At 30.1% G+C, this 18,881-nt stretch carries 18 protein-coding genes; 13 read left to right on the forward strand and 5 right to left on the reverse strand.

What is annotated here, in order from left to right:
• The first annotated feature begins 30 nt into the window (after positions 1 to 30).
• The 10 genes from WHD08_RS07245 (at position 31) to WHD08_RS07290 (ending at position 8,901) form a co-directional block, all read left to right on the forward strand.
• Positions 31 to 663 (forward strand): NAD(P)H-dependent oxidoreductase, encoded by a 633-nt coding sequence (locus WHD08_RS07245; protein WP_208888699.1) that lies wholly within the window; start codon positions 31 to 33, stop codon positions 661 to 663.
• Between the two features lie 71 nt (positions 664 to 734).
• On the forward strand, positions 735 to 2,195 hold the full coding sequence (locus tag WHD08_RS07250) for an aminoacyl-histidine dipeptidase (protein WP_208888698.1): 1,461 nt from the start codon (positions 735 to 737) through the stop codon (positions 2,193 to 2,195).
• A 193-nt stretch (positions 2,196 to 2,388) separates the two neighbouring features.
• The gene (locus tag WHD08_RS07255; RefSeq protein WP_208888697.1) at positions 2,389 to 3,153 is read left to right on the forward strand and encodes a ParA family protein; all 765 of its coding nucleotides are present in this window, start codon (positions 2,389 to 2,391) and stop codon (positions 3,151 to 3,153) included.
• Position 3,154: 1 nt separating this feature from the next.
• Positions 3,155 to 4,039, forward strand: coding sequence for a ParB/RepB/Spo0J family partition protein (locus WHD08_RS07260; protein WP_208888696.1), 885 nt, complete (start codon positions 3,155 to 3,157; stop codon positions 4,037 to 4,039).
• Positions 4,040 to 4,630 carry a DUF5683 domain-containing protein gene (locus WHD08_RS07265; protein WP_165732807.1) on the forward strand — a complete coding sequence of 197 codons (591 nt, stop codon included), beginning with the start codon at positions 4,040 to 4,042 and terminating at the stop codon, positions 4,628 to 4,630. It abuts the gene before it with no gap.
• Position 4,631: 1 nt separating this feature from the next.
• A complete protein-coding gene (gene dapB / locus WHD08_RS07270; protein WP_208888695.1) occupies positions 4,632 to 5,333 on the forward strand; it encodes a 4-hydroxy-tetrahydrodipicolinate reductase in 702 nt (233 codons plus the stop codon).
• Between the two features lie 136 nt (positions 5,334 to 5,469).
• Positions 5,470 to 7,167 carry a signal peptidase I gene (lepB, locus tag WHD08_RS07275; protein WP_208888694.1) on the forward strand — a complete coding sequence of 566 codons (1,698 nt, stop codon included), beginning with the start codon at positions 5,470 to 5,472 and terminating at the stop codon, positions 7,165 to 7,167.
• A gap of 73 nt (positions 7,168 to 7,240) precedes the next feature.
• Positions 7,241 to 7,843, forward strand: a complete 603-nt coding sequence (locus WHD08_RS07280) for a WbqC family protein (RefSeq protein ID WP_165732810.1) — start codon at positions 7,241 to 7,243, stop codon at positions 7,841 to 7,843.
• A gap of 44 nt (positions 7,844 to 7,887) precedes the next feature.
• Positions 7,888 to 8,463 carry a Crp/Fnr family transcriptional regulator gene (locus tag WHD08_RS07285; protein ID WP_165732811.1) on the forward strand — a complete coding sequence of 192 codons (576 nt, stop codon included), beginning with the start codon at positions 7,888 to 7,890 and terminating at the stop codon, positions 8,461 to 8,463.
• A gap of 132 nt (positions 8,464 to 8,595) precedes the next feature.
• Positions 8,596 to 8,901: a DUF6122 family protein gene (locus tag WHD08_RS07290; protein ID WP_165732812.1), complete on the forward strand. Its 306-nt coding sequence runs from the start codon at positions 8,596 to 8,598 to the stop codon at positions 8,899 to 8,901.
• On the opposite strand, the gene WHD08_RS07295 is transcribed toward WHD08_RS07290, so the two are convergent.
• Genes WHD08_RS07295 through WHD08_RS07315 form a run of 5 tightly spaced genes read right to left on the reverse strand, consistent with a single transcriptional unit; the run spans position 8,892 to position 15,512 of the window.
• Positions 8,892 to 10,379, reverse strand: a complete 1,488-nt coding sequence (locus WHD08_RS07295; RefSeq protein ID WP_165732813.1) for a lipopolysaccharide biosynthesis protein — start codon at positions 10,377 to 10,379, stop codon at positions 8,892 to 8,894. The genes WHD08_RS07290 and WHD08_RS07295 overlap by 10 nt on opposite strands.
• A 2-nt stretch (positions 10,380 to 10,381) precedes the next feature.
• A complete protein-coding gene (locus tag WHD08_RS07300; RefSeq protein ID WP_208888693.1) occupies positions 10,382 to 11,647 on the reverse strand; it encodes a glycosyltransferase family 4 protein in 1,266 nt (421 codons plus the stop codon).
• Entirely contained in the window at positions 11,644 to 12,834 is a 1,191-nt protein-coding gene (locus WHD08_RS07305) for a glycosyltransferase family 4 protein (RefSeq protein ID WP_208888692.1), read from the reverse strand. The genes WHD08_RS07300 and WHD08_RS07305 overlap by 4 nt, the downstream gene beginning before the upstream one ends.
• The gene (locus WHD08_RS07310; protein WP_208888691.1) at positions 12,834 to 15,242 is read right to left on the reverse strand and encodes a YfhO family protein; all 2,409 of its coding nucleotides are present in this window, start codon (positions 15,240 to 15,242) and stop codon (positions 12,834 to 12,836) included. Before WHD08_RS07310 ends, WHD08_RS07305 begins: the two co-directional genes overlap by 1 nt.
• Before the next feature lie 3 nt (positions 15,243 to 15,245).
• Complete coding sequence (locus WHD08_RS07315) at positions 15,246 to 15,512, reverse strand: DUF4834 family protein (protein ID WP_165732817.1); 267 nt, start codon at positions 15,510 to 15,512, stop codon at positions 15,246 to 15,248.
• A 178-nt stretch (positions 15,513 to 15,690) separates the two neighbouring features.
• On the opposite strand from WHD08_RS07315, the gene WHD08_RS07320 reads away from it, so the two are divergent.
• The 3 genes from WHD08_RS07320 (at position 15,691) to WHD08_RS07330 (ending at position 18,823) form a co-directional block, all read left to right on the forward strand.
• Complete coding sequence (locus tag WHD08_RS07320; RefSeq protein ID WP_208888690.1) at positions 15,691 to 16,818, forward strand: transporter; 1,128 nt, start codon at positions 15,691 to 15,693, stop codon at positions 16,816 to 16,818.
• Positions 16,819 to 16,848: 30 nt separating this feature from the next.
• The gene (locus WHD08_RS07325; protein WP_208888689.1) at positions 16,849 to 17,973 is read left to right on the forward strand and encodes a GTP cyclohydrolase; all 1,125 of its coding nucleotides are present in this window, start codon (positions 16,849 to 16,851) and stop codon (positions 17,971 to 17,973) included.
• Between the two features lie 139 nt (positions 17,974 to 18,112).
• Complete coding sequence (locus tag WHD08_RS07330; RefSeq protein WP_208888688.1) at positions 18,113 to 18,823, forward strand: 16S rRNA (uracil(1498)-N(3))-methyltransferase; 711 nt, start codon at positions 18,113 to 18,115, stop codon at positions 18,821 to 18,823.
• Positions 18,824 to 18,881: the final 58 nt, after the last annotated feature.

Genomic DNA, 18,881 nt, shown 5'->3' on the forward strand with positions numbered 1-18,881 from the left:
TGACTTATTTTTGTAGCCTAATTAAGATAAATGAATATTATAGATAGTTTAAAATGGCGTTATGCCGTTAAAAAATTTGATTCAGAAAAGCAACTTTCAGAAGTTCAAATAAACACCTTAAAAGAAGCTTTTAACTTAACGGCAAGTTCTTACGGATTACAACCTTTAAAGTTGGTTGTAATTAAAAATAAAGAAATTCAAAAAGAACTAGTTTCACATTCTTGGAACCAAGCACAAATAGTAGATGCTTCTCATGTTTTGGTTATTTGCATCCCTAAAAACTATACAAGTTCAGAAGTAGAAAACTACTTTACATTGGTACAGAAAATTAGAAAGACTCCTAATGAAATTATAAAACCTTTTAAAGAATTTCTAACCGCTGATATTGATAAAAAAACACAAGAAGAATTAACGGTATGGAATAAAAACCAAGCATATATTGCACTTGGTAATCTAATGACAGTTTGTGCCGTAGAAAGAATAGATGCCTGCCCAATGGAAGGCTTTATTCCTGATAAATACGACGAAATTCTAAATTTAACCGCTCAAAATTTACAATCTGTATTAGTACTTCCTATTGGTTTTAGGGCCGACGATTGCTACATGAAAGATTTAACAAAAGTTAGAAAAGACTTAACAGAAACTATAGTAGAAATATTGTAATTTTACTAGCTAGAATTAAACTTTTTAAAGGCTTTAAAACGCCTTTAAAATTCATAATAAAAATCAAAAAAATGAGTAAAGCAGTAAGAAATTTAGAACCTAAAATTGTTTGGAATCACTTTGCAGATTTAAATGCAGTGCCGCGTCCTTCTAAAAAAGAAGAACGTGTAATTCAGTTCATGGTAGATTTTGGTAAGAAATTAAACCTGGAAACTTTTGTAGATAAAGTTGGAAATGTAATTATTAAAAAACCAGCTACAAAAGGTTTAGAAAACAGAAAAACTGTTGTTTTACAGAGTCATTTAGATATGGTTCATCAAAAAAACTCAGCTACTGTTTTCGATTTCGATAAGGAAGGTATTAAAATGCTAATTGAAGGAGATTGGGTTACTGCAGACGGAACAACATTAGGTGCAGATAACGGTTTAGGAGTTGCAGCAATTATGGCTATTTTTTCTTCTGAAGATCTTGAACACCCAAACCTAGAAGCGCTTTTTACGATTGATGAAGAAACAGGTATGACTGGTGCAATGGGTCTTGAAGGTGGAATTTTAGAAGGAGAAATTCTTTTAAACTTAGATACAGAAGAAGATGATGAAATTGGTATGGGTTGTGCTGGTGGTGTAGATGTTACTGCTACAAGAAGTTATGCAGAAGAAGATATTTCTGAAAATGCTACCGCTTATTCAATTACTGTAAAAGGTTTAAATGGCGGACATTCTGGAATGGATATCATTAAAGAATTAGGAAACGCAAACAAAATTATGAACCGTTTATTATTTGATGGTTTTACCAATTTTGGTTTACAAATATCTGAAATAAATGGAGGTAGTTTACGTAACGCAATTCCTAGAGAAAGTACTGCAATTGTAACTGTAGACATCATTTCTAAAGAAGCTTTTCTTTTAGAAACCAATTTACTTATCAACAATATAAAAGAAGAGTTCTCAACAATAGAACCTAACTTAGCAGTTGACATTCAAGAAACTACACTTCCAAATAAAATTATGGAATTGGGCGTTCAAGAAGGTTTATTAAAGTCTATTTACGCTGCTCATAACGGAGTTTATAGAATGAGTCCGGATATTAAAGGATTGGTGGAAACCTCTAATAATATTGCCAGAGTAATTGTAAAAGATGGAAGCATAAAAATTGGATGTTTAACACGATCTTCATCAGAAAGTAATAAATTAGATTTGGCAAATTCTTTAAAATCTGCTTTTGAATTATCTGGTTTTGATGTAGATTTATCTGGTGAATATCCTGGATGGCAACCGAATGTTAATTCGGCAATTTTAGACGTAGTTTCTAATTTATATGAAACTTTACATGGAGAAAAAGCAGATGTAGCAGCTTGTCATGCTGGTTTAGAATGTGGTATTTTAGGTCAGAATTACCCAGAAATGGATATGGTTTCTTTTGGACCAACTATTAGAGGAGCACACTCTCCTGACGAAAAAGCATCTATTTCATCAACACAAAAATTTTGGAAATTTTTAATTGAAATTTTAAAGAACATTCCACAGAAATAGTACAATATTACCTGTTAGAAACCGAAGTTTACGCTTCGGTTTTTTTTTGCTTGAATTTGTTTAAAAAGTCAACAAAAACGAATACAAGTAATTAAAAAACAGCAACTTACAGTTTTATCTTTTTGTTAACATCTTTCATTTTCTAAAGACAGAAAAAAACGTAATTTTACTACCTATAAACTAAACTTTTATAATGGGTAAAATAATTGCTATTGCAAATCAAAAAGGTGGTGTTGGTAAAACAACTACAAGCATAAATTTAGCTGCTTCTTTAGGTGTTTTAGAGAAAAACGTTTTGTTGATTGATGCAGATCCGCAAGCAAATGCTTCGTCTGGTTTAGGTATTGATGTTGAAACTGTAGAATATGGAACCTATCAAGTTTTAGAACATTCTATTGATGCAAAAGACGCAATTGTTAAAACCGAGTCTCCAAATGTAGATATTATTCCTGCACATATAGATTTAGTAGCTATTGAAATAGAATTGGTAGATAAGGAAGATAGAGAGTATATGTTAAAAAAAGCGTTAGTCGATCTTAAAGACGATTACGATTATATTTTAATAGATTGTGCTCCTTCATTAGGTTTAATTACGTTAAACTCTTTAGTAGCTGCAGATTCTGTAATAATCCCTATTCAGTGTGAATATTTTGCACTAGAAGGGTTAGGGAAATTATTAAATACCATTAAAAGTGTACAGAATATTCATAATTCAGATTTAGATATAGAAGGTTTACTTTTAACCATGTTCGATTCTCGCTTACGCCTTTCTAATCAAGTAGTTGACGAAGTTAGAAAGCATTTTTCTAGTATGGTTTTTGATACTATAATTAGAAGAAATACCCGTTTAGGAGAAGCACCAAGTTACGGAGAAAGTATTATTGCATACGATGCAACCAGTAAAGGTGCCGTAAATTACTTAAATTTGGCACAAGAATTATTAAAAAAGAATTCGTAAAATGGCAAAAGCAACCAAAAAACAAGCTTTAGGACGAGGATTATCTGCTTTATTGCAAGAATCTTCTAATGTAATTTCTGCATCAGATAAAAATGCAGACAAACTTGTTGGAAGTATTATTGAAATAGAATTAGATTTAATTGATGTAAATCCTTTTCAACCTAGAACTTATTTTGACGAAGAAGCATTAAGAGAACTAGCTAGCTCTATAAAAGAATTAGGTGTAATTCAGCCAATTACAGTTAGAAAATTAGAAGGAAATAAATTTCAATTAGTATCTGGTGAGCGTCGTTTTAGAGCATCAAAATTAATTGGAAATAAAACAGTACCGGCATATATAAGACTTGCCAACGACCAAGAAATGCTAGAAATGGCATTGGTAGAAAACATTCAACGTAAAAATTTAGACCCAATAGAAGTTGCTTTATCTTACCAACGTTTAATAGATGAAATTCAATTAACGCAAGAAGAATTAAGTACTAGAGTTGGTAAAAAACGTTCTACAGTGACCAATTACTTACGTTTGTTAAAATTAGATCCAATTTTACAAACAGGTATGCGAGACGGATTTATTTCTATGGGACATGGTCGTGCTATGATTAATGTAGAAAACACAGAAGATCAATTAGCTATTTACGAGAAAATTTTAAGAGATAAATTATCTGTAAGACAAACAGAAGATTTAGTAAAAAGCTTAAAATCTGGTACCATTGCAAAACCAAAGAAAAAACCAGTACCAAGTTTCATTAAAAGTAGTGTTAAAGATATTAGTGAATACTTTGGTCATAAAATAGACGTTACTGTTGGTAACAATGGTAAAGGAAAAATTTCGATTCCTTTTCATTCTGAAGAAGATTTTAATCGAATAAAAAACTTATTAAAATAAGTGTTTATTAAAAATACCATATTTGTTTTATTCCTTGCATTTTTTTCTGCATCCATTTTTGGGCAGAAAGATTCTGTAAACGTGAAAGATTTAAAAATAAAAGGAGATCTTAAAATTGAAAAAGGCGGTGTTTACGATCCTTTAGCTCCTTCTAAAGCAGCATTTTATTCTGCTATATTTCCTGGAATGGGACAAATTTACAATAAGAAATATTGGAAAGCTCCCATTGTTTGGGGTGCTATGGGTACAAGTATTTACTATTATCTAGACAATAATAAAGAATACCATAGATACAGAACTGCCTACAAACTTAGAAAGAATAATTTAGTAGACGAATTTACGGTAGATGGTGTGGAGATTCTTTCTCTAGAAACACTAGAAAGAGCACAAGAACAGTTAAGCGAAAATAGAGATATGTCTTTATTAACCACTGTTATTTTGTACGTTTTACAAATTGTAGAAGCAAGTGTAAATGCACATTTATTACAATTTAATACCGATGATGATTTATCATTTAAACCTACTTTTATTAACGATCCTACTTATTTTGAAGCACCAAAAGTAGGTTTAACAATTAAATATAATTTTTAAAATGAAGATTGCACTATTAGGATATGGAAGAATGGGGAAAGAAATTGAAAAAATTGCTTTATCTCGTGGACATGAAATAGTCATAAAAAAAGATGTAGATGATGTTATTGACATTACGTTAGCTGATGTTGCCATCGATTTTAGCGTACCTTCTTCTGCTTATAATAATATTACCAATTGTATTAATAACAATGTTCCTGTAATTTCTGGAACCACAGGTTGGTTAGACAAATATGAAGATGCAGTATCACTTTGTAAAGAAAAAAACAGCGCATTTATTTATGCTTCAAATTTTAGTTTAGGTGTAAATATCTTCTTTGAATTGAATAAGCAATTGGCAAAAATGATGAGTTCTTTAGAAGATTATAATATCTCTATGGAAGAAATTCATCATACAAAAAAATTAGATGCACCAAGTGGAACAGCCATTACATTGGCAGAAGGAATTATAGAAAATTCTTCAAAAAACAATTGGGAATTAGATGAAAAAACATCCGAAGAAAATATTCCTATTGTTGCAAAAAGAATTCCTGAAGTACCAGGAACGCACACCGTTTGGTACGATTCTGAAGTAGATTCTATAGAAATAAAACATACAGCGCATAGTAGAAAAGGTTTTGCTTTAGGTGCCGTTGTTGCAGCTGAATGGATTGTAGGAAAACAAGGAGTTTTCTCTATGAAAGATGTGTTAAACATAGGTTAAATCCTGTAACAAACTAATAATAAAGCTACTAATAAACGTATAATTTATCCTCTCAAGCGCAGTTGAGAGGTTTATATTTTTAGTATAAAACATTAAGTTCTCGACTGCGCTCGAACAGAAATCAAATAGTACAATTATGACTTATTTAGAGTGGTTTATATTTTTTTTAGCAATACAGGTAATTCATTTTTTAGGTACTTGGAAATTATATGTAAAAGCTGGTAGAAAAGCTTGGGAAGCAGCTGTACCTGTTTATAATGGAATTGTTTTAATGCAAATTATAAACAGACCTAAATGGTGGATCATTTTATTATTTATACCGATTGTAAACCTATTAATGTTTCCTGTTATTTGGATTGAAACTATTAGAACTTTTGGTTTCTACAAAAAACTAGATTCGTTTTTAGTGATTGTTACTTTAGGTCTGTATATTTTTTACATCAATTATGCTACAGATGCAAAGTACAATGCAGAAAGAAGCTTAAAACCACGCTCTGAACTAGGTGAATGGGTAAGCTCTATTACTTTTGCAATTATTGCGGCTACTTTGGTACATACCTACTTTATGCAACCTTTTACCATACCAACTTCTTCTTTAGAAAAGTCTTTATTAGTGGGAGATTATCTTTTTGTAAGCAAGTTTCATTATGGAGCTAGAGTTCCATCTACAGTGATTGCAGCACCAATGGTACATGATTCTTTACCATTTACAGGAACTGCTTCTTACTTAAAAAGTCCACAATTACCATATACACGTTTACCGGGTTTACAGAAAATTAAAAACAACGATATTGTTTGTTTCAATTGGCCTGCAGATACATTGGCAACTATGTGGGGAGATACTTCTGGAAAATTCACATACAAACCGGTGGATAAAAAAACCAACTATGTAAAGCGTAGTGTTGGTATTGCTGGAGATTCTTTAGAAATTAAAGATGGTTACGTTTATATAAACGGACAAAAGAACAAATTACCGTACAGAGCAAAAATTCAGTTTTATTATACTTACGAAGCGAAATCTGCCATAGACAGAAACAATTTTCCTCAGTTTTTAATCAATAAAGAAAGAACAGGAGTTTATAAAATTTTAAATGAATATTGGAACAACCCAAAAGTTCAAGAAGCTTTTGAAAAGAGTGCTAACTTATCTAAAATAGGTTCAGATTCTTTATATACAGAAGTTGCTGGTGGTGTTTCTCAAGATTTAGCAAGTCGTTTAAAAATGACGAATGTAGCTAACAAAATAAATATTAATTTAACCGAAGATGAATTTAATCAACTTAAAAAACACCCTTCTACAGTTTCTGTAAAAAAGGTAAATTATAGAGCAGATGTTGGTATTTTCCCTCATATAAAAGAGAACCAATGGAGTCAAGACAATATGGGACCAATTTACATTCCTAAAGCTGGAGCAACTGTAAAAATTGATACCAAATCTTTACCATATTACGAGCAAATTATTAAAAATTACGAAAACAACGATTTACAAATTGTTGGAGATAATATTTTTATTAATGGTAAAAAAACAGATTCGTATACCTTTAAGCAAGATTATTATTGGATGATGGGAGATAACAGACACAACTCTTTAGATGCTCGTTATTATGGCTACACTCCTTTCGATCATGTATTAGGGAAACCTGTAATGGTTTGGTTTAGTTGGGATGCAAATGCCGCTTCTTTTGGTGAGAAAATAAAATCTATTCGTTGGGATAGAATGTTTACAACTGTGCATGGAGACGGAGAGCCAGTTTCTTATAGATATTTTGTATTGGCATTAATTGGTTTGTATTTTGGATATAGTTTTTACAGAGGAAAAAAAGCTAATAAATAGCATTCAGTTTTCAATAACTCTTTGTAATAACATCAGATTGTTACTAAAAACAGCGTCTAAAAACCAATAGAAAATGTCATTATTTATACCCACATATTTTGGTCCAATATCTCAGTATACAGAGATTGTAAAATCTGATGCTGTTGTTTTTGAAATGGAAGACAACTTCCAAAAACAAAGCTATAGAAACAGGTGCTACATTTATAATTCTAACGGAAAACAGTTACTAAACATCCCTGTTAAGGATAAAAATAAAGGTACTTCTCAGCGTAAAAAAACAAAAGATTTACTGGTAGATAATGACGCACTTTGGCAAGATCATCATTTAAAATCTTTACAAACAGCGTATAGAACCTCTCCTTTTTACGAGTTTTATGAAGATGATTTATTAAAAATCTTCCATAAAAAATATACATTTTTACAAGATGTAAATATAGATACACATTTGTTTATAACAGATGCATTACAAATTTCTCAAATATATTCTAAAACAGCAGAATATCTTGTAGATACAGCAGAACCTGATTTTAGAGAACTTGTAAATGTAAAAAATCAACCAAAAAAAACAACCGATTCTTACATTCAAATGTTTGATGATAAGCATGGGTTTATTTCTAATTTATCAATTTTAGACTTAATCTTCATGGAAGGACCAAATGCCATTAGTTATTTATAATTAATTGCATTAAATTTAGACTTATAAACTAAAACTCTTCTTTAATGAATGTTTTATCCTTTTTTATTAATAATTTCCACAAATTACCTCCTGAATCTTATCAAAAGTTTTTAGAACTTACAGAGTTGAAAAAATTTAATAATAAAGATGTTTTAACTAAAACTGGAGATAAACCTACGGATTTATATATTTTAAAAAGAGGAATTGTTAGATCTTACTATGAAGATGAAAACGGAAAAGAATACATAAGAAGTCTATTTGTACCTTTTAGTTCTACAGGTTCATTTGGAGCTTTAGTTTCTAATAAAAACTCTTTGTTAACCTATCAATGTTTAACTGACTGTGAATTGTTTGTTATAAATTATAAAAAACTGAAAGAACTCGCTTTAGTTGATAATGACATTGCAGTTATGTATGCAAACGCTTTGGAAAGTATTTTTTTATTATTCGAAAAAAAGATATATAATTTATCCGTTTTAGATGCAACAGAAAGATATAAAGAGCTAAAAAAAGAAATACCTAATATAGAAAATATTATCCCACAGTACCACATAGCATCATATTTAAATATTTCTGCTGTGCAATTAAGTAGAATTAGAAAAAAAATATATTCAAAATAATTCTATTAACATAGGTAAAGAATTAATAAACAAATTATATCTAATTTAGCAGTGTAAGAATTCTAAGCTCCCCCAAAGAATTACTACCCCTAAAAAAAAGGTTTATTTTGTAAAAGAAGTAAACCTTTTTTTATGTCAAAATTTATAATACATTATACCCTACATTTTATAATACCTGCACTTATAGCCTATTTATTTTTTAAAGATAATTGGAAAAAGGTTTACTTAATCTTTTTGTGCTCTATGTTGGTCGATTTAGATCATTTATTAGCCACTCCTATTTTTAAAGAGAATAGATGTAGCATTAACTTTCATCCATTGCATTCTTACATAGCTATAGGCTTTTATGCAGTAGGTTTGTTTTTTAAGAAAACCAGAATACTCTGTATTGCATTGTTATTTCACATGCTTACAGACTATATAGATTGTTATTTGTAGTATTTTTTTAAGAGTACATCAAACTCATTAGAAATATTAAGTTTAAGTACTAAAAGTATATATACAACCGTAATTAAAATACTTTTTAAAGCAATATTTATAATAGGATGAACAGGGAATTTCCATAAATAAATGTCACTTATAGTAAAATCCCAAAAATTAAAAGCAAGATAAAGAACAGTAATTATTACAATCATTTTTAACGACTTGTCTGTAAAAGGTGTCATAGAAAACTTATTTTTTACAAAAAACAGCTTAAACGTATTTGCTAAAAAGATTACAATTAAAGTTGCCAATGCTAAGCCATCTGTTCCCATATCTAATTCATAATAAAAAAGTTTATTTAAAAGGTAAACAGATAATGCCATAGAAATACTAATGGGTAATGTAATCTTGTAAAACTTAGAATTGTTTATGATTGCTCCATTATTCCCTAAGAAACCATTATATAGCTTTAGTACAGAAATCATAAGAACCACCAATGCACCACCACCATATTCTTTAGGAAGTAAGTTAAATAATTGACCAACGTTTGCATTTATCAAGACAAAGAAAAGGCCGCTAATTAATAATAGGTTAATAGAACTCTTTTTATATAAAGAAGCAACTTCTTTATGATTTTCTTCATTTAATGTTTTAGATGTTAAAGGTTGTAAAATGTTTAACATCGCCCTACTTGGTGCCTCTATAAAAGAACCTATAAAAACGGCAACAGAATAATAAGCTGCAATTACCAAAGATTCTTTACCAGGTATCATAAATTTATCAATATCTAAAATGATGGCTCCTGCACTTCCTGCTAAAATAATATACCCAGAAAAACGAATTACTTCCTTAAAATTATCTGGTCTAGAAAAAGTAAATTTTGGTGTGTATAAATTAAATGCATAAAACATCATGATAAGCATTCTTAAAAAATAAGCCCCTGTTAAGTAGTAAATAAACTCGTGCTTTGTTATCAATTCAAAGTAAACTGCAAATAACAAAATCATTACCATTACACGGTTATACAGCTCTTTTAAAATATTACCAAAAACAGATTGAAACTGAACTTTAGCCCAAGAATAAAAAATCTCGAAATAGGAACAAGCAACGGCTACTAGATAAATAACAACAGTATAATCTTTTATAATAGGATTTTCTACGGATAAATAATCTCCTATTTCTTGATAAAATAAGTTTCCAAAATAAGCGATTGGAATTGCAATGAATAGCGGTAAAAAAAGTACTGATGACAAGAAACTATCTCTATCTTCTTTTGTAAAATAGCTAGAATAAAACTTTACAATTGTATGATGAATTCCTAATGCAATTAAAGGCATTAATAAATTTGAAGTAGATAACAGAAAAGTTACCAAACCATAATATTCATCTTCTAAAAAACGAGTATATAAAAACAACGTATTAATTCCGCCAAAGGCAAAACCTAAATAAATAAAAAGCGTGTTTTTTAAAGACTGTTTAAATACAACTCCCATAGCTACGAATGTAAACTTTTAAGAAGCAATGCAAGCTCTTTCGTCAAAGCTTTTCTGTGAAATTTCTCAATATTTTTAGAGTTCACATGTAAACTTCCTTTTTTATATTGACGATATAATTTTAATATTTCTAAAGACACTTTTTCTCCATTATCAAAATCAACCACAACACCAGCATTGGTTTCTTTTACTATTTCTGATAAATCTCCATCTTCTGGTCCAATTGCTAAAATGGGTCTTTTAGCAGTTAGATATTCAAATAATTTCCCTGTTAAAATTCCTTTTGATTTTTCTACATTCGGAATTAACAACAACAATACCTGAGCTTTCTGTTGATATGCTATTGCTTTTTTATGCGTAACATATCCAATAAAATTAGAATTCTCTGTTAAGTTATTTTTAGAAATTTCTTCTTTAACTTCATCAGAAATATCACCAATAAAATTTAGCTTTAAATCATTCTTAAAATCTAAATTTTGTAAGCAAAGATCTTTTAAAACTTTAAACAACACTTTAGGATTGCTTTGTTTTGGCAACAAACCGATGTAGGAAATAGAAAACTCCGAATCTAAAAAACTTGTGCTATTGGTTAAAACTTCATCATCAAAACCGTTGGTAATCACTTCTACTCTACTCGCTTTTTTAGCAAATTCGGTTTTTAGAGCATTACTAACCGTTAATATACAATCTGCATTTTTTAAAACTTTCTCTTCTAATCTTTTATTTCGATTCTTCGCAAAAGACAATTGCTTAAAATCTTTGTTGTAATACAAGTCTGACCAAGGATCTCTAAAATCTGCAAGCCATTTTATGTTGTTTTTTTGATGTAATTTCTGAGCAATTAAATGCATACTATGCGGCGGACCAGTAGAAATAATTGTATCAATATTATTAGAATCTAAATATTTTTGAAGATATTTTACAGAAGAATTTACCCAAAATACTTTAGGATCTGGAATAAAAAAATTCCCTCTTATAAATGATAAAACTCCTCCATTACTTGCATTGGAAATCCCACTTTTCTGAGTTGTCTTCTTTTTCCAAAAAAGAACATCTGTAGGTTCCCAAATAGGTTGTTTTAAAACTTCTATATTTTTTGGGACTTCATTAATTAAGGTGTTATCTTCCTTCGGGTAATTTATATTATCAACCGTATACACAACAGGTTCAATGCCAAATTCTTGTAAATATTTTACAAATTTTAACCAACGCTGAACGCCAGAACCTCCTGCAGGCGGCCAATAATATGTAATTATTAATACTTTCAAGATAGTAGATTATCGTATAAATGTAGCAGTTTTTTAGAAGTCTGCTCCCAAGAGAATTCATTTTCTATAAACTCTTTTCCGTTTTGTCCTAACTCATTTCTTAACTTCTCATCCTTATAGAGCGTTATAATTTTATCAGAAAAATCTTTAACATCTCTGTCTTTATGAATTAAACCTGTTTTATTGTTCTCTACAACTCTTTTTTGAGCCGTAGCATCACTCACTAAAAGCGGTTTGGCTAAACTCATATATTGAAAAATCTTATTTGCATACGCAACATCGTGTTGTAAGTTTCTATGCAAAGGCGAAATACAAATAGCACTAGACAAAATATAAGATTGAAATAAAGCAACATTTTGCCAACCTTCAAAATCGACAAATTGTTCTAATTTTAAGTCGGCTACTTGTTGTTTTAAAACAACATCTGTAGTATTCCTTCCTACAATAACCAACTTAATATTTGGAATGGTTTCTTTTAGAGAAGTTAGAGATTCAATGGCAGTTTGCAAGCCTCTTCTTAAATGAGTATCTCCTAAATATAAGAGTACAAAATTGTCTTTGTATCTCTCTAAAATCGCTTTATCAATTTTATAATCTTTGTAAAAGGACTCTCTAATGGTATTAGGAACTAATACTAACTTTTCTTTTACAGATGGAATTATTTCTACCAAATTATCTAAAAATTCAGGAGAAACCGAAATTACTTTATCTGCTTTTTCAATAAATTCTTTTTCTTTCTTTTTCCATTTTGATGGTGAAATAATATACTTTCCTGGGAATTTCTGCAAGTGCGGATACAATTTCATCACTTCTGGCATGTTGTCATGCAAGTCTAAAACTACAGGTACATTGAAGGCTTTATTTGCATTAAAAACAGCTTCTGCGATTCTTATATCATGTATATGTAACGCATCAATTTTAGTTTCTTCTATAAATTGATGAATCTTTTTTTTCATCAAAATGCCATAAAAAGGAACGGTATACGCTAAAGCTGATAATTTATATTCTAATTTATTAGAAATATACCTTTTTACTTGAATTCCGTTTATAATTTCAGACGATTTTTCATCAGCATATTTTAAACAGAACAGAAAAACATCATGACCTGCTTTTACTAAAGAAACTGCTTCGTTTTCTACCCTTGGATCAGGCGGAAAAGGAGCATCTAAAATCATCCCTATTTTCATTACTTTTCTTTCTTCTTTTCATAAAAAAACCAACCTGCTGTTATCAAAATTAACAGCGCATAAGAAGCTAATGAAATAATTTTTCCTTGCTGAATTACTTTTGGCTCAAACTTAAATTCAATCGTATGTTCTCCTGCAGGAATTGTCATTCCTCGTAACACATAATTCACTCGAACATGAGGCGTTAATTTTCCATCAACATAAGCATTCCAACCATCTTTATAATAGATTTCAGAAAAAACAGCAAACTGTTCTTTGGCTGTTTTAGCTTGATATGTTAGCGTTGTTACATCGTAATTTAAAAGTTCTATTTTGGCAGTACTATCAATTTCTCTAGGAAAAGTAGATTGATTGTCATCATCATTATAGAAAACAGCCACCTTCTTTGTATTTAAAGAATCTAAAGCTTGAATTTCCTCATTCGCTGAATCCACAATCTTCACGTGTTCTACAAACCAGGCATTTCCGTTAGCATCTGGGTTTAATTGCGATTGCTTCTCTCCTTTATCATTACCAATAATAAAATATTTGGTATTTAACATGTTTAAAACCTGCATGTTATTTTTGGCAATTTGAAAATCGAATAACTCTTGATAACGTCCTAACTTCGCTGCATGATAGCCACCAATAGATTGATGAAAATAAGATGTACTTCCATCATTCATTGGGTTTACGGTGAAGTTACCAACTCTATAATGACTTTTATCTTGTAAAATAATTTTATCTGCTGTTGATGCTATAAATGGTTTCTCTATTTTTCTTGCAGATTCAAAATCATCTTCATTGACATACTTTTTATCAACAGAAATTAAATCGAATAACAAAAAGACAGTTAACGCCAAAACAGCAACGCCTTGTTTTAATTTATCCTTTAACAACATCCATAAAACACCTGCAGAAAGTATCATTAAAAATAGAGAACGCAACGTGTCTGTTAATAACATCGATTTTCTATCAGAAATAATAGCATCTGTTAAACCAGGTAACTGATTGTATTGTGCGTCTCTTATTCCTTCAAAAGTAGAAAATCCGTGTGCTAATAAAAAACCAACAATAATTAATCCTCCAAAAGCATAGACTGCTTTTTTTAATCCGTCTAGTTTTACATCCGAAGAAATCTTAGACGAAAAGAATTCTTTTAACGCCAATATTCCTAAAATAGGCACGCATAATTCTGCAATTACTTGTATGGAAGAGACGGCTCTAAATTTATTGTACAACGGAAAATAATCAATAAAGAAATTGGTTAAAACATCAAAATTTCTTCCCCAACTCATTAAAATTGAAAAAACGGTTGCAGTAACTAGCCATTGCTTTAAGCGTCCTTTTACTAAAAATATTCCTAAGAAAAATAGAAAGAAAATTACAGCACCAATATAAGCGGGTGCTTCAACAATATTTTGATCTCCCCAATACGTAAGTGCTTGATCCGAGTATTCTTTTGCAGCACTTCTACCAGCTTTTTCTTCTAGAAGTTGATAAAAATTAGAATCTTCTCCTAATTTTTCTATGGTTCCTCCGCCCATAAAACGTGGAATGAATAAATTAAAAGTTTCTAATTTAGCATAACTATACTCTGTAATATAGGCTTTATCTAACCCTTTTGTAATTTCTTTTTTACTTCCATCGGGCGTAATGGTTAATTCAGATTTCCCTCTTGTACTATGATCTGCATATTCTTTCATAGCCATTAAACGAGGTGCATTTGCTCCAATTCCTAATAAAACTGCTGCAATAATTACAGCTACTTGTTTAATAAAAGTCGGAATAATTTTTTCTTTAAGCGCATGAATAAATTCTACAATACCCAAAATGATTAATGCAAAACCTAAATAATAGGTCATCTGTGGGTGGTTGGTGTAAATTTCTAAAGCCATTGCGACTCCAGTAACTAAAAAACCAAGAATATATCGCTTTTGAAAAACCCATAACAATCCTGCTAAAATTAAAGGCATGTAGGCAATTGCATGTGCTTTTGCATTATGCCCTGCTCCAAAAATTATAATTAAATAAGTTGAAAAACCAAAGGCAAGAGATCCAAAAACTGCCAATCTCCAATTTACTTTCAAAGACATCATTAACACAAAGAAGCTTAAAAAATATAAGAAAGTGTAATCTGCAGGTCTAGGTAAAAAACGTAAAGTTCTGTCTAAACCCCTTACAAAATCATTCGGATAATAAGCACTTACTTGATACGCCGGCATTCCACTAAAAGAAGCACCTGTCCAATAAGGCTCTGTGTTTTTATCTGCTCTAAAATCATTAATCTCTTTTACCATTCCGGTAAACTGAGTAATATCAGATTGGTTTAGCTTCTCTCCTTTTAAAACAGGATGAAAATAGATAATTGATGCCAAAGCAAAAATTGCAACAGCACCGATGTATGGTAAAACTTTAGTAAACTTCATAAATTAATCTATTTCCTCAAAATCCACATATTCACCAACAGAATTTTTACTTTGTTGTTGATTCCCTGGAGTTTTATCGATTACTGTTTTCCCTTCTGGCACAGTATTTTTTTGCGGTTCTTGTTGTTGCCCGCCACCGTATTGCTGTTCTGCTTTCTTTTTAATAGTTTCAGCAGCCTTTTTTATTAAAAAAGGTGCGAATAACTTTGCTAAAAACTTAAAAGCATAATAGCAAAAAACAATAATAGCTATGGTTCTTAATAATCCCATTCAAATATTTATTTATAAAAAAATCAATCAAAAATAACAATTTGAATACAATTGGAGCGTTTACAAACTATAAAACTTTCTTAAACTCAAAAAAGTATCGTTTGCTTTTATAAAATAGCATTTTTATACTATGTTTGTGTAATAGGCAATTACTGCCAATAATATATTATTCTAATTTATGAAAAACCTTTTCCTAAAATTTTTTATTACCCTCATCGTATTCATAACAAGCTCTGCAGAAGCGCAATACACCGATGTAATAAACTCTAACAAACCTGGTTTTTCAGAGAGTCCTTATAGTGTTGGTACAGGCGTATATCAATTTGAAACAAATGTTTTCTACAAAAACACAAGCATAGAGCCTACTTTTTCTATACCAGAATCTTTTGGAGCAGATTTACTTTTTAGAACCGGTTTCTTTTTAGAAAAATTAGAATTAAATGCACAGTTAACCTACCAAAAAGACGAAGTAACGTTTCATAACATTTTTACATCACAATATTCAGTTTCAGGGTTAAGTAAATTTACAATCGGTGCAAAATATTTATTATTTCAACCAGAATATACTGATAAAACAAAAGAAGTTAGAAGTTGGAGAAAAAGGCATGCTTTTGATAAAAAACGATTAATTCCTTCTGTTGCTTTGTATTTGGGAGTAAATACAGATGTTGTAGGTGATCTATATAAAACAGAAAGTGTTTCACCTAAATTAGGCGTTTTATTACAGCAAAATATAACCGATCGATTTAATGTCGTTTACAATGGATATTACGATAAAATAGGAACCGACTTCTTTGAACTTTCATACATCATTACCGCAACACAGAACCTTAGCTACAATTGGTCTGGTTTTATAGAACACCAAGCAATTTTTAAAAGCGAACAAAATAATTTAAATTTAGGGGCAGGTTTAGCTTATCTTATTAATGAAGATTTTCAAATTAATACCTCAGCTAGATTTTTAAAAGAAGGAAAATCTCAAGGTTTTTACGGAGGTTTTGGTATCTCATATAGAATAGACAATCATTCTGATTATTACACCGATTTAGACGATAGCGGACAAGCAATTAGAGACACCCCAATAAGTAGGTATAATAAAAAACAAAACGGATTTTTCTCTAGAATGTTTAAGAAAAAAGACAAGAAGAAAGCTGTTAGAAAAAGAAGCAGAACAAGAACTTCTACAAAAGAGAAAAAAGGAGGTTTCTTAGGTTTGTTTGGTAAGAAAAAAGCGAAAGAAGAAACAGATATAGAAAAATTAGAAAGAGAAATTAAGGAGCTAGAGAAAGAAGTAGAAGAAGATTAAAATAACCATTAGAAATACTATTTTTGTAATATGATTACAATTAAAAAAATGACCACAAAAAAGGAAATGAAACAATTTGTAACATTTCCTTTTTCGTTATATAAAAACCATAAATACTGGGTTCCGCCAATTATTAAAGATGAAATTGATAATTTTGACCCAGCAAAAAATCCCGTTTTTGAAAATGCAGATGCACAATATTTTGTTGCCTTAAGAGATGGCAAAATTGTAGGGAGAGTTATTGCGATAATCAATTGGTTTGAGGTTGAAAAACAACAAATTAAAAAAATGCGTTTTGGTTGGTTTGATGTTATTGATGACATTGAAGTAAGTAAAGCTCTATTAGAAAAAGTAAAAGAAATAGGATTAGAAAACAACTTAGAATATATAGAAGGACCAATAGGTTTTAACAACCTAGACAAAACCGGAGTATTAACTGAAGGTTTCGACCACATTGGTACCATGATTACCTGGTACAATCATCCTTACTATAAAGACCATTTGGAACAATTAGGTTTTGTAAAAGAGAAGGAATATTTAGAAAATAAATTCAAGTTTAAAAATGTTGATGGTGTTTATTTTGATAGAATAAGTAAAATCTTAAAAAAAAGGTTAAAATTAAAAGCATTAGATTTCACAAAAACCAAAGACATTATGCCTTATGTAGATGATATGTTTGAGGTTTTTAGTGCTTCCTACTCTAAACTGTCTTCCTTTGTACCAATTTCTGATTCTCAAATTGCTTTCTTTAAAAAGAAATACATCAGCTTTATCAATCCAGAATATATAAAATTTGTGGTTGATGAAAATAATAAACTCGTTGCTTTTGCGATTGTAATGCCTTCTTTTTCTGAAGCTTTACAAAAAGCAAACGGAAAGTTATTTCCATTCGGATTGTTTCACTTATTAAAAGCTAGAAAACACTCTAAAGACGTTACATTTTATTTAATCGGCGTACATCCAGATTATCAAAATAAAGGGGTACATGCCATTATATTTGATCAATATACCAAAACTTTTGCGCCTTTAGGAATAGAAAATTGTATTAGAACTCCTGAGCTAGAAGACAACGAAGCTATTAAAAAATTATGGGAGAATTTTGATCCTGTAACGCATAAAAGGCGAAGAACGTATCGAAAGAGTATTCTTCGTTAGATTGTTAGATTGTTAGATTGTTAGATTGTTAGATTGTTAGATTGTTAGCAAAAATGAAAATTTTAGAAACAAACAGCTTAAAAATAAAAACGATTTAACTTTGCAACTTTGCCACTTTAAATCTTTGAAACCAAAAAAAATGCAATTATTTTATAATTCTGAAATTTCTACAGAAACAACGCAACTTACATTCGATAAAATTGAGAGTAAACATATTGTGCGTGTTTTACGTAAAAAAGAAAATGACATTCTTAAAATTACAAACGGTAAAGGTTTTTTGTTTGATGTAAAAATTATACTTGCAAGCGACAAAAAATGTTTAGCAGAAGTTATTGGTTTTGAAGAAAAACCAAAACCTTGGAATTACTACTTACATATTGCCATTGCTCCTACTAAATTAAATGATAGAATTGAATGGTTTTTAGAAAAAGCTACAGAAATTGGTATCGATGAAATCACACCAATTATTTGTTCTAATTCAGAACGTAGAGTTGTAAAATTAGCACGTTTCGAAAAAATTATTCAGTCTGCCATGAAGCAATCTTTAAAATTCACGCTTCCTAAATTGAATGAACCCATAAAATTAAATGATTTTATAAAACAAGACTTTGAAGGCAACGTTTGTATTGCACACTGCGAAGATCAAAAAGATAAAAACTTACTACAATCTGTTGTAAAACCTTCAGAAAAAACTACCATTCTAATTGGTCCCGAAGGTGATTTTTCTATTGATGAAATTAAAAAATGTTTGGCAAAAAACATGACTCCTATTTCTTTAGGAGAAAGTAGATTGCGTACAGAAACTGCTGCATTAGTGGCTGTAAATACCATTTCGTTTATCAATCAGTAATTTTTACTATATTGCTTTCTAATAACTAAATGTCAGTTCTATTAAATTCTATTTTTTA

The sequence above is a fragment of the Polaribacter sejongensis genome (assembly GCF_038024065.1).
Taxonomy (GTDB): Bacteria; Bacteroidota; Bacteroidia; order Flavobacteriales; family Flavobacteriaceae; genus Polaribacter; species Polaribacter sejongensis.

Excerpts from the sequence above, each read along its gene's own strand:
- WHD08_RS07310 (WP_208888691.1), bottom strand. The coding sequence starts at position 15,242 with ATGAAGTTTACTAAAGTTTTACCATACATCGGTGCTGTTGCAATTTTT.
- dapB (WP_208888695.1), top strand. The coding sequence starts at position 4,632 with ATGAAGATTGCACTATTAGGATATGGAAGAATGGGGAAAGAAATTGAA.
- WHD08_RS07315 (WP_165732817.1), bottom strand. The coding sequence starts at position 15,512 with ATGGGATTATTAAGAACCATAGCTATTATTGTTTTTTGCTATTATGCT.
- WHD08_RS07295 (WP_165732813.1), bottom strand. The coding sequence starts at position 10,379 with ATGGGAGTTGTATTTAAACAGTCTTTAAAAAACACGCTTTTTATTTAT.
- WHD08_RS07260 (WP_208888696.1), top strand. The coding sequence starts at position 3,155 with ATGGCAAAAGCAACCAAAAAACAAGCTTTAGGACGAGGATTATCTGCT.
- WHD08_RS07245 (WP_208888699.1), top strand. The coding sequence starts at position 31 with ATGAATATTATAGATAGTTTAAAATGGCGTTATGCCGTTAAAAAATTT.
- WHD08_RS07250 (WP_208888698.1), top strand. The coding sequence starts at position 735 with ATGAGTAAAGCAGTAAGAAATTTAGAACCTAAAATTGTTTGGAATCAC.
- WHD08_RS07255 (WP_208888697.1), top strand. The coding sequence starts at position 2,389 with ATGGGTAAAATAATTGCTATTGCAAATCAAAAAGGTGGTGTTGGTAAA.
- WHD08_RS07280 (WP_165732810.1), top strand. The coding sequence starts at position 7,241 with ATGTCATTATTTATACCCACATATTTTGGTCCAATATCTCAGTATACA.
- lepB (WP_208888694.1), top strand. The coding sequence starts at position 5,470 with ATGACTTATTTAGAGTGGTTTATATTTTTTTTAGCAATACAGGTAATT.
- WHD08_RS07290 (WP_165732812.1), top strand. The coding sequence starts at position 8,596 with ATGTCAAAATTTATAATACATTATACCCTACATTTTATAATACCTGCA.
- WHD08_RS07330 (WP_208888688.1), top strand. The coding sequence starts at position 18,113 with ATGCAATTATTTTATAATTCTGAAATTTCTACAGAAACAACGCAACTT.
- WHD08_RS07285 (WP_165732811.1), top strand. The coding sequence starts at position 7,888 with ATGAATGTTTTATCCTTTTTTATTAATAATTTCCACAAATTACCTCCT.
- WHD08_RS07325 (WP_208888689.1), top strand. The coding sequence starts at position 16,849 with ATGATTACAATTAAAAAAATGACCACAAAAAAGGAAATGAAACAATTT.
- WHD08_RS07320 (WP_208888690.1), top strand. The coding sequence starts at position 15,691 with ATGAAAAACCTTTTCCTAAAATTTTTTATTACCCTCATCGTATTCATA.
- WHD08_RS07305 (WP_208888692.1), bottom strand. The coding sequence starts at position 12,834 with ATGAAAATAGGGATGATTTTAGATGCTCCTTTTCCGCCTGATCCAAGG.